Source organism: Streptomyces sp. NPDC057280 (assembly GCF_042668605.1).
In the GTDB taxonomy this organism is placed as follows: domain Bacteria; phylum Actinomycetota; class Actinomycetes; order Streptomycetales; family Streptomycetaceae; genus Streptomyces.
Genome location: NZ_JBHUYR010000003.1, coordinates 629,635 through 645,570, shown reverse-complemented (window position 1 = coordinate 645,570; position 15,936 = coordinate 629,635). Strand labels below are relative to the sequence as shown.

14 protein-coding genes and 1 pseudogene are annotated in these 15,936 nt (G+C 70.9%); 8 read left to right on the top strand and 7 right to left on the bottom strand.

The features are described from left to right. The first annotated feature begins 156 nt into the window (after positions 1-156). The 4 genes and pseudogenes from ACFUO4_RS21475 to ACFUO4_RS21460 all read left to right on the top strand — a co-directional run bounded on the left by ACFUO4_RS21475 (position 157) and on the right by ACFUO4_RS21460 (position 4,504). The gene (locus ACFUO4_RS21475) at positions 157-1,230 is read left to right on the top strand and encodes a hypothetical protein (RefSeq protein WP_383486983.1); all 1,074 of its coding nucleotides are present in this window, start codon (positions 157-159) and stop codon (positions 1,228-1,230) included. Further along, entirely contained in the window at positions 1,227-2,396 is a 1,170-nt protein-coding gene (locus tag ACFUO4_RS21470; protein ID WP_383486980.1) for a toxic anion resistance protein, read from the top strand. Before ACFUO4_RS21475 ends, ACFUO4_RS21470 begins: the two co-directional genes overlap by 4 nt. Then, complete coding sequence (locus ACFUO4_RS21465; RefSeq protein ID WP_079312336.1) at positions 2,393-3,919, top strand: VWA domain-containing protein; 1,527 nt, start codon at positions 2,393-2,395, stop codon at positions 3,917-3,919. The genes ACFUO4_RS21470 and ACFUO4_RS21465 overlap by 4 nt, the downstream gene beginning before the upstream one ends. After that, positions 3,906-4,504: pseudogene (locus ACFUO4_RS21460) on the top strand (hypothetical protein). The gene ACFUO4_RS21465 and the pseudogene ACFUO4_RS21460 overlap by 14 nt, the downstream one beginning before the upstream one ends. Before the next feature lie 2 nt (positions 4,505-4,506). Here the strand turns inward: ACFUO4_RS21460 and ACFUO4_RS21455 are convergent. The 7 genes from ACFUO4_RS21455 to ACFUO4_RS21425 form a co-directional block, all read right to left on the bottom strand. Next, positions 4,507-5,682, bottom strand: coding sequence for a hypothetical protein (locus ACFUO4_RS21455; protein ID WP_383486977.1), 1,176 nt, complete (start codon positions 5,680-5,682; stop codon positions 4,507-4,509). Continuing rightward, a complete protein-coding gene (locus ACFUO4_RS21450) occupies positions 5,679-6,476 on the bottom strand; it encodes a PP2C family serine/threonine-protein phosphatase (RefSeq protein WP_383486974.1) in 798 nt (265 codons plus the stop codon). The genes ACFUO4_RS21455 and ACFUO4_RS21450 overlap by 4 nt, the downstream gene beginning before the upstream one ends. 3 nt (positions 6,477-6,479) lie before the next feature. Next, on the bottom strand, positions 6,480-7,241 hold the full coding sequence (locus tag ACFUO4_RS21445; protein ID WP_383486971.1) for a hypothetical protein: 762 nt from the start codon (positions 7,239-7,241) through the stop codon (positions 6,480-6,482). A 32-nt stretch (positions 7,242-7,273) separates the two neighbouring features. Next, the gene (locus ACFUO4_RS21440) at positions 7,274-8,185 is read right to left on the bottom strand and encodes a hypothetical protein (RefSeq protein WP_383486968.1); all 912 of its coding nucleotides are present in this window, start codon (positions 8,183-8,185) and stop codon (positions 7,274-7,276) included. A 91-nt stretch (positions 8,186-8,276) separates the two neighbouring features. Next, positions 8,277-8,633 (bottom strand): hypothetical protein, encoded by a 357-nt coding sequence (locus ACFUO4_RS21435; RefSeq protein ID WP_383486965.1) that lies wholly within the window; start codon positions 8,631-8,633, stop codon positions 8,277-8,279. A gap of 85 nt (positions 8,634-8,718) precedes the next feature. Continuing rightward, positions 8,719-9,708 carry a serine/threonine-protein kinase gene (locus ACFUO4_RS21430; RefSeq protein ID WP_383486962.1) on the bottom strand — a complete coding sequence of 330 codons (990 nt, stop codon included), beginning with the start codon at positions 9,706-9,708 and terminating at the stop codon, positions 8,719-8,721. Between the two features lie 267 nt (positions 9,709-9,975). Continuing rightward, positions 9,976-11,799 (bottom strand): phosphoenolpyruvate carboxykinase (GTP), encoded by a 1,824-nt coding sequence (locus ACFUO4_RS21425; protein WP_383486959.1) that lies wholly within the window; start codon positions 11,797-11,799, stop codon positions 9,976-9,978. A 339-nt stretch (positions 11,800-12,138) separates the two neighbouring features. On the opposite strand from ACFUO4_RS21425, the gene ACFUO4_RS21420 reads away from it, so the two are divergent. The 4 genes from ACFUO4_RS21420 (at position 12,139) to ACFUO4_RS21405 (ending at position 15,936) form a co-directional block, all read left to right on the top strand. Further along, positions 12,139-12,852, top strand: coding sequence for a hemolysin III family protein (locus ACFUO4_RS21420; RefSeq protein ID WP_079310960.1), 714 nt, complete (start codon positions 12,139-12,141; stop codon positions 12,850-12,852). Between the two features lie 145 nt (positions 12,853-12,997). Then, positions 12,998-14,536: a DHA2 family efflux MFS transporter permease subunit gene (locus tag ACFUO4_RS21415; protein ID WP_383486956.1), complete on the top strand. Its 1,539-nt coding sequence runs from the start codon at positions 12,998-13,000 to the stop codon at positions 14,534-14,536. Between the two features lie 11 nt (positions 14,537-14,547). Next, positions 14,548-15,177: a TetR/AcrR family transcriptional regulator gene (locus tag ACFUO4_RS21410; RefSeq protein ID WP_079310982.1), complete on the top strand. Its 630-nt coding sequence runs from the start codon at positions 14,548-14,550 to the stop codon at positions 15,175-15,177. A 33-nt stretch (positions 15,178-15,210) separates the two neighbouring features. Next, on the top strand, positions 15,211-15,936 hold the full coding sequence (locus ACFUO4_RS21405) for a Mut7-C RNAse domain-containing protein (RefSeq protein ID WP_079310961.1): 726 nt from the start codon (positions 15,211-15,213) through the stop codon (positions 15,934-15,936).

Below are 15,936 nucleotides of genomic sequence, written 5' to 3'. Positions count from 1 at the left end.
TAGGGGTTCATGCCGGTTTGCGGGTGCCGGTTCGTCGTGGCTTGTCGCGCAGTTCCCCGCGCCCCTTCAGCGGCGTTGCAGCACCGGGGCCGGTAGGTCACCGTCCGTTCATGCTTTCCGGCGGGGAATGTTTCGTTCCGCGAGCACCCTCCCCCCGTGAGACGAATCATCGGAATCGTCCTCGCGGTCCTGCTCGTCGGTGGTGTGGTGGTAGCCGTCGTAGCGGGCCGGGAATCCGGGGACAACGGCACGGCAACGAAGACCGTGCAAGGTGTGATCGGGTCGGAGAAGGCGGAGTTCTTCGCCGATCCCGATGTGGTGAAGGCCCTCGCCGCCAAGGGCTACACCGTGAAGGCCGAGACCTCCGGGTCCTGGGCCATGGAAGGGCTGGACCTCAAGGGGTACGACTTCGCCCTTCCCTCCAGTCAGGCGCCGGCCGTCGAGCTCGCCGAGAAGTACAAGGTACGGGGGACCCTCCCCCGCCCCTTCTACTCGCCCCTCGTCGTCGTGGCGCACCGAAGCGCCGCCGAGGTGCTCGCGGGCAACGGGCTGGCCACGCTGGACGGCAAGAGCCGCGGCACCCTGGACATGGGCGCGTATCTCGACGCGGCCCGTGCCGGGCGGACCTGGCAGCAGCTCAAGTGGGCCGGGAAGTACGGGGAGTTGAGCGGCACGCTCTACATCTCCAGCACCGACCCGGAGTCCTCCAACTCCGGCGCCCTCTATCTCGCCGCCACCTCCTACGTCGCCAACGGCGGCAAGGTGGTCGCGAGCGCTGCCGACGTCGCGCGCACCGCGCCGCTGCTGAAGAAGCTCGTCAGCGTCCAGGGCACCCAGCAGACCAGCACCGACGCCTCCTTCCGGGACTTCGTCAGCGGGGTCGGCAACCCGCTGGTCCTGGTGTACGAGTCGCAGGTCGCCTCGCTCCTGGCGGGCGGGCAGCAGCCAGGTGACCTGGTCGTCCTCTACCCGGACACCACGGTCAACAGCGACCACACCGTCGTACCGCTCACGGAGAACGGGCGGGCGCTCGCCGAACTCCTCTCCAGTGACCCGGAGTTGCGCAAGCTCCTGGTCCGGCACGGGTTCCGGCCGCAGGGGGCGGCCACCGCGTTCGGCTCGGCCGGCGCGCATCTCAAGCAGGAACTGACCGGCGTCCGCCAGGCTCCCGTGCCCACCTCCGCGGTGCTGCACGAGCTGGCCCGCCGCGCTACGGGGGACGACAAGTGACCTACATCGACAACGACTTCGTACTCACTCCGCCCGAGGCCGTCGCCGCCGTTCCGCGGGAGCGGGCCGGTGGGCTGGTGCCCGTCGACGACTCCGTTCGTACCGGCATGGCGCAGAAGGCCGCCGACTATGTGGCCGGGCTCGCGGCGCTCGACGCCCGCTCCCCCGAGTTCGCGGGGAAGGTCGGCGAGATCACCGGGCTGGGGGCCGGGGACATGCGCAGCGCCGCCGCACAGTCCAACCGGATGCTGGAGCGGACCGTGCGCAGCCTGCCCGACAAGGGCGGGGACGCGCAGGCCCAGGTCGCCGGGTCGCTGGTGGAGTTGCGGCGGGTGGTGGAGGACCTCGATCCGCGTGACCTCGCCGTCGCCAAGGGGCGGAAGTTCCTGTCCCGGCTGCCGGGTGGCAACAAGGTGCGGGACCACGTCGCCAAGTACGCCTCCGCGCAAGGCACGCTGAACCGGATCGTGGGCGCCCTGCGCGGCGGTCAGGACGAACTGCGGCGGGACAACGCCGCGTTGCAGACCGAGCGGGTGCGGCTGTGGGAGACCATGGGCAGGCTCCAGGAGTACGTCGTGCTGACCGAGGCCCTGGACACGGCCGTCGAGCAGCACATCGCCGGGGTCGCCGACCCGCAGCAGGCCGACGGTCTGCGGGCCGACGTGCTCTTCCCGGTCCGGCAGAAGCACCAGGACCTGCTGACCCAGCTCGCGGTGTGCGCGCAGGGCTACCTCGCCATGGACGTCGTACGCCGCAACAACGAGGAGCTGATCAAGGGCGTCGACCGGGCCGCGACCACGACCGTGTCGGCGCTGCGGATCTCCGTGATGCTGGCCTCCGCGCTCGACCACCAGAAGAAGGTCGTCGAGCAGGTGAACGCGTTGCGCGGGACGACCGAGGACCTCATCCGGGGCAACGCCGAGATGCTCGCCACGCAGAGCGGGGAGATCCAGCGGATCGCCGCCGACCCGGCCGTGGGCGCGGAGACGCTGCGCAGCGCCTTCCAGCAGATCTACCGCACCCTCGACGCCATCGACACCTACAAGGTGCAGGCCACCGAGGTGATGGCGTCGACCGTGGAGTCGCTGACGTCCGAACTCCAGCACGCCTCGGCCTACTTGGAGCGCAGCCGGTCCCAGGGCGCGCTGGAAGGGGGCCTCGGATGAGACGAGCACTGACCTGCGCCCTCGCCGCCGTCGCCCTGCTCGCCGGCTGCACCACCGGGGAGGAGGAAGCGAAGGGTTCGGATCCGAACGCGCTGCACGTCCTCGCCTCCAGCGAACTGAGTGACATGGAGCCGGTCCTCGAACGGGTCGGGGCGGACCTCGGCGTCCCCGTGGAGCTGTCCTACGCGGGCACCCTGGACGCCGTGGACCGGCTCGCGAAGGGCAAGGCGGACGGGCGGTTCGACGCGGTGTGGCTGTCTTCCAACGACTATCTGCGCCTGCGTCCCGAGGCGGCCCGGAAGGTGGTGTCCGAGACCACCGTCATGGCCAGCCCGGTCGCCCTCGGCGTCAAGCCCGCCACCTTGCGCGAGCTGGGCTGGAAGTCCGACGACGTGACCTGGTCCCAGGTCGAGAAGGCCGTCGCGGACGGCAAGCTGACCTACGGCATGACGGACCCGTCCCGCTCCAACTCCGGCTTCTCGACGCTGATCTCGGTCGCCTCGGCCCTCTCCGGCGCCCAGTCCGCGCTCACGGACGCGGACATCGCGAAGGCCACGCCCCGGTTGAAGGAGTTCTTCCGGGGCCAGAAGCTGACGTCCGGCTCGTCGGGCTGGCTGGCGACGGCCTACCAGCGGCGCGGCAACGTCGACGCGCTCCTCAACTACGAGTCCGTCCTCAAGGGCATCCCGGGCCTGACCGTGATCCGCCCCCGCGACGGTGTCGTCACCGCCGACTACCCGCTCTCCACGCTCGCCTCGGCCGACGCCACGGACCGTGACACCGTGCGGCGCCTGGCCGAGGCCCTGCGCAGCCCGGAGATCCAGCGCGAGATCACCGAGCGCACCCACCGCCGCCCGGTCGTCGCCGGGGTCGCGCCCGCGGCCGGACTCGACACCACCCGGCGGCGCGAACTGCCCTTCCCCGGCTCCCGTTCGGTGGCCGACGGGCTGCTCGACTCGTACGAGAACGAACTGCGCCGCCCCTCGCGGACCGTGTACGTCCTGGACACCTCGGGCTCCATGGAGGGCGAGCGCCTGGACGGCCTGAAGGCGGCGCTCACCGGCCTCACCGGCGACTTCCGGGAGCGCGAGGAGGTGACACTGATGCCGTTCGGGTCGGACGTGAAGAGCGTACGGACCCATGTGGTGGACCCCGCCGACCCGCGGACCGGGCTCGACGCGATCAAGAAGGACACCGCGGGCCTCGAGGCCGACGGCGACACCGCCATCTACACCTCGCTGGAGAAGGCGTACGGCGAACTCGGCGCCGACGAGGACACGTTCACCTCGATCGTGCTGATGACGGACGGCGAGAACACGGCCGGGGCGGACGCCGGCGAGTTCGACGACTTCTACCAGCGGCTCGACGGCACCGCACGCCAGATCCCCGTCTTCCCCATCCTCTTCGGCGACTCCGACCGGTCCGAACTGGACCACATCGCCGACCTGACCGGCGGCCGCCTCTTCGACGCCCAGCAGGGCTCGCTGGACGGCGCCTTCGAGGAGATCCGTGGCTATCAGTAGATGGTTGGAGTCCCGCAAGAACATCGCGGGGAGCGCGTGCGGGCTGGTGGGGGTGGGGCTGACGTCGCCGGGGTGGCCGGGCCGTACTGGCCGGTCGTCGTCGCGGGACTGTACGGCGCGGGCGCCCTCGTCGCCCCGCCGGAGCGGCCGGCCCTGCCGGACTTCCCGGACGCCTCCGCCCAGCTGGACGCCCTGCGCGTCGACTTCGAGACGCTCTGCGGCTATCTGGCGGAGGTCGAACTGCCGCCGGCCGCCGCCGGGCGCCTCACCGAGCTGACCGACCTGCTCACGGCGCTGCTGGACCCCGGCTGGGCGGCCGAGCTGCTGGCCCAGGACCCGGAGGGCGTGCACACCCTCGCCCGGGCCGTACGGCAGGACGTTCCCGAGGCCGTCGACACCTTCGTCCGCACCAGGTGGTGGACCCGGCTCGCGCCGGGGCAGGAGGCGCCGGAACGGCATCTGGAACGGCAGTTGACGCTGCTCCAGGAGGAGGCCGAACGGCTGGCGGGCGCGCTGCGGGAGACCGAGGCGCGGCGGCAGGAGTCGCACACGCGGTATCTGGAGGACCGGGGGCGGGCGAACTGACGTCAATTGCCGAGGAGTCCTTTGACGACCGCGATGATCAGCATCAGCACGAGCAGCAGGGCCAGCACCTTCAGTACGGCGAACCGCGGGGCGGCCGGCGCGGGCGGCGGCGGTGCGGGGGGCGGCGGGGGCGGGACGGGCACCGGGAGGGGGCCGTTGAAGACGTCGTGGCGGGTCCGGGTGATCCGCTCGCACCAGGGACAGGACGGCAGATGGGCGCCGTACGTGTGCAGCGGGCGGGCCTGGCAGACCCGGATCTGTGAACGCTCCTGGTCCAGCGCCCGTAGCCATGCCTCCGCCGGGGGCCGGGCGGCGGGGGCGTGGACGCCGGGGCCGAAGGCGGTGCGGGCGAGGGTGAGCAGGCCGGGCGGCAGGACGGAGGGGTCGACGGTGCCGCGCGGGATGACGACCTGGTCGGGGCGGACCACGTAGGAGCAGCTGGCGGCGATGTTGTCCTTGACGGTCGACTCGGAGGTGCTCTCGTGCGGGACGCCGCCGAAGGGATGGTTGCCGGCGGTCAGGAGCTGGTAGACGAGCACGGCGAGGGCGAAGTCGTCGCTGGCGCGGCTCGCGGGGCTGCCGGACTGCCGTTCGGGGGCGGAGTAGTCGGTGGTGTGCATCAGGCACGGGAACTGCTCTCCCGTGACGGGGTCGGTGAAGGCGATGGAGTCGCAGTCGAGGAAGGTGACGAAGCCGTTGCCGTCGACGACCACGTTGCTGCTGGAGAAGTCGCCGATGACGAGGTTGTCATGGTGCATGCGGGCGGTCATGAAGGCGAGGTTCCAGGAGACGCCGAGCAGGAACCGCCAGTCCGCCTCGGGGAACAGCCTCAGACGCTGGGCGCGGGTGAACAGGCCGACCAGCTGGACGTGTTCGGGCTCGCCGAAGCGGTGCATGGCGTAGCCGAGGAACGCGCCCTCGGGGCTGCGGGCGAGCGCGGTGGGCCAGGCCAGTTCGGGTGGCTGGGACCGGTCGGTGGGGCGGGCGGCGAGCGGGGACATGGTGAGCATGCGGGCCAGCCGGCGCTCCTGGTCGGGGCCGGGCGGGTCGCGGTAGAGCTTGACGACGGTGCCGTGGTCGCCTTCGACGGGGAAGACGGCCGCCTGGCCGCCGCCCTTGAGGGGAGCCTCGGCGAGCACGACCGGTTTCCCGTCCAGGTGGACGACGCGGCCGCTCATCGCCGCGTCCTGCGTACGGCCCGCAGCAGGGTCTTGTCGTCGGCGTTCAGCGCGGTCAGCCGGTCCGACCTGAGGAGGGCGGCCAGGTTGTCGTGCGCGGCGTCGGAGACCGGTCCGGGCGTGTCCAGGGAGCGGAAGACGGCGTCGACGAAGGAGGCGTTCGGGGTGGCCGCGCCGCCGCCGGAGCGGGAGAGCGCGGCCTGTGCGAGACCGTCGGTGGACAGCAGGACGCCGTCGATGCCCGGGTCGGCGACACAGTCGGTGTGCACCCAGCGGGCGGCGTCCGGGGAGGTGAGGAAGACGGTCTCGTTGCTGTACTCGCCCGCCGCGGCCGGCTGCGGCAGCAGATGGAACTGCCGTTCACCGTCCTCGGTCCCGGCCCGCAGGACGACGAAGCCGTCGCCGACGCTGAGGTGACCGAGCCAGTCCGGGGCCAGCACGACCACGGTGAGGGTGGTGGCGAAGTCCGCGGCCGACGCCCCCGTGGTCTCCAGGAACACCTTGGTGACCTCGCGGAAGGCGTCCACGAGCAGCGCGTGCACGGCGTCGCCGGGCGGACTCTTGGCCTGCGCGGCGGCCCGTCGTACGAAGTGCTCGGCGGCCAGCTCCACCGCGAGCCGCGACCCCTCGTCGGAGCGCGGCCGGCTGCCCGCGCCGTCCGCGACGGCGAGCACGGCGACCGGGCCCGCGTCGGTGTGCGCGCACGCGTCCTGGCAGGGGAGCCCGTCCCGGCGGTGCCGGTAGCCCTCGACACTCATGCCGTGGATGCGCCAGCCGGCCCGGTCCGCGGCCATCGCCTAGCTCTCCCAGGCCGGGCGCTGGGTCTTGAACTGGCTGAAGATCTTCTCGAACACCTCGTCGCCCGCGCCCTTCTGCTCGGCGCCCGCGCTCGCGGACATCATCTGGAGCAGCTCGCGGAACGGGAAGCCCTGGATGGTGGCGTTGAACTTCGGGGCGAACGCCCGCAGGACCTGCTCGCCGTAGTCGGTGATGCCGCCGACGCCGATCGCGTACAGCCGGAAGCGGCGGGCGTTCTGCTCCTCGGCGAGGACGGGGACCAGGCGGTGCCAGGAGTCGGTGCGGTGGCCGGTGGCGTCGGTGGGGATGCCGTCGGTGACCAGGCAGATCTGCGGCCGGTAGTACTGCAGGCCGGAGGCGCGCAGTTCGGCCTTGCGGGCGGCGACGATGTGCATCGACAGCTCCAGCGCCTCCGTCATCAGCGTCACGCCCGCGGCGGTGAGCTGCGGCGGCCGGAACATGTGCGCGGGCACGAACGGGCTCACCGGGGCCCCGGGCACGAGCGGCTGCGGGCCCCGCCAGGCGGCCACGCCCTGTCCGCCGAAGGTGACGACCGCGACCTCGACGCTGTAGCTGAGCGAGACGTCGTCGTGCAGCTCCCGGGTCCACTCCACAAGGGCGTTGTTGAGGGTCTGGATCGGCGGCCCCGCCATGGAACTGGAGGTGTCGAGACACAGCACGAGCGGCAGCCGCTGGGCGTTGTTCTCGAACTCGATGTCGGCGTACTCCGCCGGCAGGGTGGGCGGGTATTCGCTGGACATGGGCTTCTCCTGGTGGCGCGGCGGTGCCTGGGTCAACGGGCGTGAGCGTGGCGCCCGGCGGCGGGCGGAAAGGCGTACAGGACGTCGGAGTCCGGACCGTCGGCGACATCGACCCGGGAGCCGGGCGGAGGCGCCGCCTGCCCGGGCTCGGCCCACACCGCCCGGTACAGGACGCGGTCGAGCTCGACGTATCCCTGCGGGTGCAGATCGGTGCGGACCACGGCCGGGTGGGTGGGGCCGGTGCGGGGCACGGACCGGGCGCGGGTGGCGCGGGCGGGGGTGGCGCGAAGGGCACGGGTGGGTTCGTCGGCGGTGCGGGCGGCGGTCGCGGGGCCGGTGGCGGGGGCGGTGCGGGTGCGGCGTACGAGGAGGACGAAGGCGGCGAGGAGCAGGATCAGGGCGGTGGCGGTGGCGAAGAGGAGCCACTGGTCGCGGTCGTTGTCGCCGGTGGAGCCCACGGCGTAGGCATGGTGACGGGTCGCCACCCCCTTCCCGACCAGGTCCTCGCCGGTGAGCGTGCCCTTGCCGTCGACCGCGTCGCAGAACGACTGCTTCTGCTTGCAGACGTTGTCCAGCTCCGTGCGCGTAGCGGGCGACAACGGCGTGATCACGGCTTTCGGGTCGACGAGCCTGTGGTTCTGGGCCACCAGCATGAGAAGGACGGTGCCGCCCTCGCCGGTGGTGACTCCGGCCGGTACCTGCACCTCCAGGTTCCCGCTCTGCTTCAGGACGCCGTCGATCATGGTCGCGCGGTCGGCTTTGCTGCCGTCGAGCGGGAGCTCGCTTCTGAGGGTGACGACCACCAGCCCGTCGCCCAGCCCCTTCTTCCAGCATCCCAGCCTGGCCGGGAAGTTCCCGCCACAGTCCTCGGCGCTCGCCGGTGTCGCCGACATGAGGCCGATGAACAACCCGAAAAGCAGCGCGCAGCACACCCAACGCCTCATGGGCACCCCCGTGGCCCGAAACGGTCCTCGCTCATATTGGAGCCAACCGACCCGTTCCCGAAAGGGTTTTACGCTTTCTCTCGGTTCCCTTCTACAACTGGAACACCTGATGACAACGGGTGAACATCTGCCGCGCCCGTTCCACCCAATCGCTGGCCAAAGCATCGAAGTCCGCCTGGGTGACCCGGCAGGTCAGCGGCAGATCGCACACCCCCGCGAGACACGGCCGCGGTCCCCGCACATCCCACACGGAAAGCATGGGATTCAGCTGTTCGGTATTCCACGCGTTCGACGCCGCCGCGGCCAGCGCCAGTTGATCGTGGCGCAGGAAATTCCCGTCGGTCACAAAGGCGACGAGCAGCCGCTTGGTGGTCATGAATCTGACCGTGAGCATGCGCCCCGTGTCCTCCAGATCGATCTGCAGGGACACCGAATCGGTGTCGGTCACGATATGGAGATTCCGACCGGCCCCCCAGTTCCTCACCAACTGCCGCCAGTGCGTGCCGATTTCGTACACCGGGCCGATCGAGGACTCAGACGCTGCCACGGCCCACCGCCCGCGCGACCATCGCATCGGTCAGACCGGCATCCAGCAACGCCTGGGCGTGCAGCATCAGACAGGACGGCACGGAGACACTCGTGCTCACCTTCCGCCGGGCGTCGAGCTCGCTCACCCGGATCTCGATGGTCCGCCGCACCTTCGGCGGGGGCCACGAGGGCGCGGACTCCGGGGCCTGCTCCAGCAGTTCGGCCAGCAACTCGTCCAACCGGGGCCGCTCCTCGGGCCGCTTGGCGAGGCACCGCGCGATCAGCGGTCGCATACGGGGCGGTACGCCGTCGAAGTCCGGTTCGCCGAAGACGACCTGGTAGCGGACGGCCTCCCCCGTACCGTGCGGCGGATGCCCGGACAGCGCGTACACCAGCACCCCGCCGAGGGAGAACACATCGCTCTCCGGCCCCACCCGCGCGCCCTTCATCTGCTCCGGCGACATGAACGGCGGCGTCCCGACGATGAGTCCGACCCGGGTGAGGCTGGGCGCCCCGTCCACGCGGGAGATCCCGAAGTCGATGACGCGGGGCCCGTCGGAGGCGAGCAGCACATTGGACGGCTTGAGGTCCCGGTGCACCACCCCCGCGTGGTGCACCGCCTGCAACGCCTCGACCAGGAACGCGCCGAGCCGCCGTACCTGCTCCTCGGGCAGCGGCCCGTCCGTGCGGACCGCCTCCGCGAGGGACGGTCCGGGCACGTACATCGTGGCCAGCCAGGGCAGTTCGGCCTCGGTGTCGGCGTCGATGACCGCCGCGGTGTAGGCGCCGCTGACGACACGGGCGGCCGCGACCTCGCGCGCGAAGCGTTCCCGGAACTCGGGCTCCGCCGCCAGCTCGGGACGTACGACCTTCACCGCCACCTCGCGCCCGGCGGGCGAGCGCCCGAGATACACCCAGCCCATGCCGCCGGAGCCGAGCCGCCCGACGATACGGTACGGCCCCACCTTCAACGGGTCGCTGACCGGAGTGCGCACCCCGCTCACCTCATTTCGGGGTTCGTTGCAGGATGTCCCGAGTGTCCCGCGAAATCCCCGTCCGCACAGAGGTGATGACCGAAAAAGACGAAGGCCTGTCGCTGTGTTCCCATCGGGGCGGACGGGTCACAACGACAGGCCCATGGCTCCGCACGCCGTTGTACGGAACCTCGTCGGCGCACACCGCGGCCGGCCGTGACGATCGCTGGTCAGGGCATATCCCGAACCGGCCGCGGAGTCTTCACGGGGGAAACCCCCTCGCGGGCTCTAGCCCAGGCGCTCCACCAGCGCCCGGTACTCGTCCCACAGCTCCTTCGGGGTGTGCTCGCCGAAGGTGTTGAGGTGCTCGGGGATCAGCGAGGCCTCCTCGCGCCAGACCTCCTTGTCGACGGTGAGCAGGAAGTCGAGGTCCTTGTCGTCGAGTTCGAGGCCCTTGGTGTCCAGCGCGTCCTTCGTCGGCAGGATGCCGATCGGGGTCTCGACGCCCTCGGCCTTGCCGTCGAGGCGCTCCACGATCCACTTCAGGACACGGCTGTTCTCGCCGAAGCCGGGCCAGACGAACTTGCCCTCGTCGTTCTTGCGGAACCAGTTGACGTAGTAGATCTTCGGGAGCTTCGTGGCGTCCTTGTCCTTGGCCACGTCGACCCAGTGACCCATGTAGTCGCCCATGTTGTAGCCGCAGAACGGCAGCATGGCGAAGGGGTCGCGGCGCAGCTCGCCGACCTTGCCCTCGGCGGCGGCGGTCTTCTCGGAGGCCACGTTGGCGCCGAGGAAGACGCCGTGGTTCCAGTCGAAGGACTCCGTCACCAGCGGCACGGCCGAGGCGCGGCGGCCGCCGAAGAGGATCGCCGAGATCGGCACGCCCTTCGGGTCCTCCCACTCGGGCGCGATGATCGGGCACTGCGAGGCGGGCACGGTGAAGCGGGCGTTGGGGTGGGCGGCCGGGGTCTCCGAGTCCGGAGTCCAGTCGTTGCCCTTCCAGTCCGTCAGGTGGGCCGGCGTCTCCTCCGTCATGCCCTCCCACCAGATGTCGTTGTCGTCGGTGAGCGCCACGTTGGTGAAGACGGAGTTGCCCCACAGGGTCTTCATCGCGTTGGCGTTGGTGTGCTCACCGGTGCCGGGCGCGACGCCGAAGAAGCCGGCCTCGGGGTTGATGGCGTAGAGGCGGCCGTCCTCGCCGAAGCGCATCCAGGCGATGTCGTCGCCGATCGTCTCGACGGTCCAGCCGGAGATGGTGGGCTCCAGCATGGCGAGGTTGGTCTTGCCGCAGGCCGAGGGGAAGGCCGCCGCCACGTACTTGGACTCGCCCTGCGGCGGGGTGAGCTTGAGGATCAGCATGTGCTCGGCGAGCCAGCCCTCGTCGCGGGCCATCACCGACGCGATGCGCAGGGCGTAGCACTTCTTGCCGAGCAGGGCGTTGCCGCCGTAGCCGGAGCCGTAGGACCAGATCTCGCGGCTCTCGGGGAAGTGCGAGATGTACTTGGTGGAGTTGCACGGCCAGGGGACGTCCGCCTCGCCCTCCGCGAGGGGGGCGCCGAGGGTGTGGACGGCCTTGACGAAGAACCCGTCGGAGCCGAGCTCGTCGAGGACCGGCTGCCCCATGCGGGTCATGGTGCGCATGGAGACGGCGACGTACGCCGAGTCGGTGATCTCGACGCCGATCGCGGAGAGGTCCGAGCCGAGGGGGCCCATGCAGAACGGGACGACGTACATCGTCCGGCCCTTCATCGAGCCGCGGAAGATGCCCTTCTCGCCGGCGAAGATCTCCCGCATCTCGGCGGGGGCCTTCCAGTGGTTGGTCGGGCCCGCGTCCTCCTCCTTCTCGGAGCAGATGAAGGTGCGGTCCTCGACGCGCGCGACGTCGGTCGGGTCGGAGGCCGCGTAGTAGGAGTTGGGGCGCTTGATCGGGTCGAGCTTCTTGAAGGTGCCCTTCGTGACGAGCTCCTCGCACAGGCGCTCGTACTCGGCCTCGGATCCGTCACACCAGACCACGTTGTCCGGCTGGGTCAGTTCGGCGATCTCGTTCACCCACGAGATCAGTTCCTGGTGCTTGGTGGGGATGACGGGGGGAGCCGCGATGTCGCGCGCCACGATTGCTCCTAAATGAGGGATTTTTTGTTGGAGGCCCCGTGGGGGCTGCGACCCGGATGCGTCCAGCGCCTCTCGGTGGTGACCTTGGCGCTCATCCGGTGCCGACCGCACTCATCTGATCATCCGTCCCGAGTGCCCATCTGTCCAGAAGGCATCACAGGTGAGCGGAGTGAGCATTGCCACGTGTCGGAGTGTTGCCATGCGTGCACTTTGAGTTCGCTTGACGGTCCCTTGACCGCGCCGCCGCATGGTCAACTCCCGTGAGATGATGGCCACTCTCGACCGATTACCGGTCCCCGCTCATCCGCGACTTACGGGTCCGTAGGTACGATGCCGGGCATGACTGCGTCCGCCTCCGACGCGCCCTTGGACCCCTCGGCCGCCGGCCGTGGTCCCGTGGCGCTCTCCCTCCCGCACCCGGTCAAGCCCAAGCTCCGCGGCTGGCTGCACCTCGGGATGTTCCCGGCCGTACTCATAGCGGGCCTGGTGCTCACCGCCCTCGCCGACTCGACCCGGGGCCGGATCGCCTGCGGCATCTTCGCCCTGACGGCCTGCCTGCTGTTCGGCGTGAGTGCCCTCTACCACCGCGGCAACTGGAGCCCGCGCATGGACGGCGTCCTGCGCAGACTCGATCACGCCAACATCTTCCTGATCATCGCGGGCACCTACACCCCGCTGACGATGCTGCTCCTGCCCGGCGCGAAGGGGCAGTGGCTGCTGTGGGGCATCTGGGCGGCGGCGCTCGCCGGCATCGCCTTCCGGGTGTTCTGGGTCGGCGCCCCGCGCTGGCTCTACACCCCCTGCTACATCGCGATGGGCTGGGCGGCGGTCTTCTTCCTGCCGGACTTCATGCGCGCCGGCGGGATCGCGGTCCTGGTGCTGGTGGTCGTCGGCGGTGTGCTCTACAGCGCCGGTGGCGTCATCTACGGCATCAAGCGCCCGAACCCGTCCCCGCGCTGGTTCGGCTTCCACGAGGTCTTCCACTCGCTCACGCTGGCGGCGTTCGTCGTCCACTACGTGGGGATCTCCCTGGTGGCGTACCAGCACGGATAACAGCACCCACCCGCACCTCCCGGAGGGCCACGGCTTACGAGCCGTGGCCCTTTTTCGTGCGCCGACCACGGACTTCCGCGCGCCCGGACTCATGACATGCGACACCTATTGACAGGCACCCTATTTTGACAGCTACTCTCATTTCATGGACACCTTCACTCCGGACCCTCGCCGCTGGTGGGCCCTCGGCGCTCTGGTCGCCAGCATGCTGACCCTCGGCTTCGACATGACGATCCTCAACGTGGCGCTGCCGACCATGGCCGCCGACCTCGGCGCGACCACCGGACAGCAGCAGTGGATGGCCGACGCGTACGTCGTCGTCTTCGCCGCGCTGATGCTCCCCGCCGGCCTCCTCGGCGACCGCTTCGGCCGGCGCCGGATGCTCGTCGTGGGCCTCGGCATCTTCCTCGCCGCGTCCCTGCTGGGCGCCCTCGCCGGCGACGTGAACTGGGTCGTCGCCGCCCGAGCCCTGATGGGCGTCGGCGGTGCCCTCGTCACCCCGCTCGCGCTCTCCGTACTGCCCTCGCTGTTCGGCGCGGACGAGCGCGCCAAGGCCGTCGGCATCATCTCCGCGGCCAGCGCGCTCGGCCTGCCGCTCGGCCCGATCATGGGCGGCTGGCTCCTCAACCACTTCTGGTGGGGCTCGGTCTTCCTCATCAACGTCCCCATGGCCGCGATCGGCATCCTCGCCTGCGTGCTGCTGCTCCCGGAGACCCGCGACCCCGCCTCCCCCAAGGTCGACACCGTCTCCACCACGCTCACCGCGACCGGCCTCGGCGCCCTGATCTACGCGATCATCGAGGCCCCCACCCGGGGCTGGACCGACGCACTGGTCCTCGGCATGCTCGCGGGCTCGGTCGTCCTGCTGACCGCCCTGGTCCTGCGGGAACGCCGGCAGTCGCGGCCGATGCTCGACATGACCCTGCTCGCCCACCGCGGCTTCCTGTTCAACACCCTCGCCGCGACCCTGGTGATGTTCGTCCTGTCCGGCCTGCTGTTCGTGCTGCCGCCCTACCTCCAGGCCGTCCTCGGCAACGACGCGCTCGGCACCGGCGTGCGGCTGCTGCCGATGATGGGCGGGCTGCTCGTCGCCTCCCGCCTCGCGCCGCAGATCGTCACCCGTTTCGGCGCCCGGGCCACGGTCAGCGCCGGACTGGTGGTGCTGGCGTTCGCCGCCTTCCTCGGCAGCCGTACGACCACCGGCTCCGGCTACGGCTTCACCGCGCTGTGGCTCTCGGTCACCGGCCTCGGCTTCGGCCTCTCCCTCATCCCCGCCATGAACGGCGCCCTCGGCGCCCTCCCCCGCGACCGCGCCGGCAGCGGCTCCGGCCTCCTGATGACCCTGCGCCAGGTCGGCGGCGCCATCGGCATCGCCCTCCTCGGCAGCCTGCTCGCGAGCATCTTCCGGGACCGGCTCGACGTCACCGGGCTGCCCGCCCAGGCCGCCGACACCGCCGGCGACTCCGTGATCGCCGCCCACCTGGTGGCCCGGAAGACCGGCTCGGCCGACCTGCTGGCCTCCGCGAACAGCGCCTACGTCCACGGCATGAGCGTCATCCTGCTGGTCTGCGGCGCCGCCGCCCTCGTAGCGGCGCTCCTGGCGGCGGCCTTCCTGCCCGCAACCCCGAAGACCGGGGAGGCGGCGACCACCCCGGACGTGGCTCCCGAACCGGCGGATGCCTGACAATGGCCTCCATGACACCCGCACGTACCTCTCCGCCCACGGACCTCTCCCGGCTGGGACTCCGTGAGCGGAAGAAGATCAAGACCCGGACGGCGATCCGCGACGCGACGTACGCCCTCATCGAGGAACAGGGCTACGACGCCACCACGATCGAGCAGATCGCCGACCGCGCCGAGGTGTCGCCGTCCACGGTCTTCCGCTACTTCCCCACCAAGGAGGACATCGTCCTCACGGACGAGCACGACGCGCTCATCCTGGAGGAACTGAAGGCCCGGCCCGAGGACGAGCCGTGGACGGAGTCCGTGCGGGCCATCATGCAGAAAGCCGTCCGCCTCGGCCACGACCGGGAACCCGAGATCACCCGGCTCCGCGCGCACCTGATGGTGCAGGTCCCGACGGTGCGCGCCCGGATGATGGAGAGCATGTCGGTCGCCTCCCACATGCTCGCCGAGGGCATCGCGGAACGCACCGGACGGGACGTGGACAGCCTGGAGGTACGCGTCTACACGATGTCCGTGGTCGCCGGGCTCGCGGAGATCTCCCGGTACTGGGCGGAGAACGACTTCCAGGACGATCTCTCCGAGCTTCTCGACCGCGCCCTGGACGTCCTCGCGCACGGCCTCACCCCGGAAAACACCTGAGGCCACGGGCGCCCGCCGTGGCATCCTGACCGGGTGAACGGACCGGAGATCCACCTCGAAGTCGCCCCCGAACTGGCCCTGTTCGTCCCGCACGGACGCCGGTCCGGAGCCACCCCCGTCATCACCGACGGCGTCTCCACCCTCGGCCATGTCGTCGAGTCCCTCGGCGTCCCGCTGCCCGAGGCCGGGACGCTGGTGGTCGACGGCCGCGAGGTGCCCCCGTCGTACGTCCCCGTGGCGGGCGACCATGTGGAGGTCCGGCCCGTCACCCGGCCCCAGCGGGTCCCCGGCGCCCCGCTCCGCTTCCTCCTCGACGTCCACCTCGGCACCCTCGCCCGCCGGATGCGGCTGCTCGGCGTCGACACGGCGTACGAGTCCACGGACCTCGGCGACCCGGCGCTCGCCGCGCTCTCCGCCGCCGAACAGCGCGTGCTGCTCAGCCGGGACCGGGGGCTGCTGCGGCGCCGCGAACTGTGGGCCGGCGCGTACGTCTACAGCACCCGCCCCGAGGAGCAGCTGCACGACATCCTCGACCGCTTCCGCCCCGAGCTGCGCCCCTGGACCCGCTGCACCGCCTGCAACGGCCTGCTCAGGGAGGCCACGAAGGAGGAGGTCGCGGACCAGCTGGCGGGCGGCACGCACCGGTCGTACGACGTCTTCGCGCAGTGCACGGACTGCGGGCGGGCGTACTGGAAGGGCGCGCACCACGAACAGCTGGAAGCCATCGTGGAGCGCGCCCTCGAGGAGTTCGCCGGTTAG

Coding starts and splice junctions, on each gene's coding strand:
- ACFUO4_RS21440 (WP_383486968.1), bottom strand. CDS start 8,185: ATGAGGCGTTGGGTGTGCTGCGCGCTGCTTTTCGGGTTGTTCATCGGC.
- ACFUO4_RS21450 (WP_383486974.1), bottom strand. CDS start 6,476: ATGGCCGCGGACCGGGCCGGCTGGCGCATCCACGGCATGAGTGTCGAG.
- ACFUO4_RS21445 (WP_383486971.1), bottom strand. CDS start 7,241: ATGTCCAGCGAATACCCGCCCACCCTGCCGGCGGAGTACGCCGACATC.
- ACFUO4_RS21455 (WP_383486977.1), bottom strand. CDS start 5,682: ATGAGCGGCCGCGTCGTCCACCTGGACGGGAAACCGGTCGTGCTCGCC.
- ACFUO4_RS21465 (WP_079312336.1), top strand. CDS start 2,393: ATGAGACGAGCACTGACCTGCGCCCTCGCCGCCGTCGCCCTGCTCGCC.
- ACFUO4_RS21420 (WP_079310960.1), top strand. CDS start 12,139: ATGACTGCGTCCGCCTCCGACGCGCCCTTGGACCCCTCGGCCGCCGGC.
- ACFUO4_RS21415 (WP_383486956.1), top strand. CDS start 12,998: ATGGACACCTTCACTCCGGACCCTCGCCGCTGGTGGGCCCTCGGCGCT.
- ACFUO4_RS21410 (WP_079310982.1), top strand. CDS start 14,548: ATGACACCCGCACGTACCTCTCCGCCCACGGACCTCTCCCGGCTGGGA.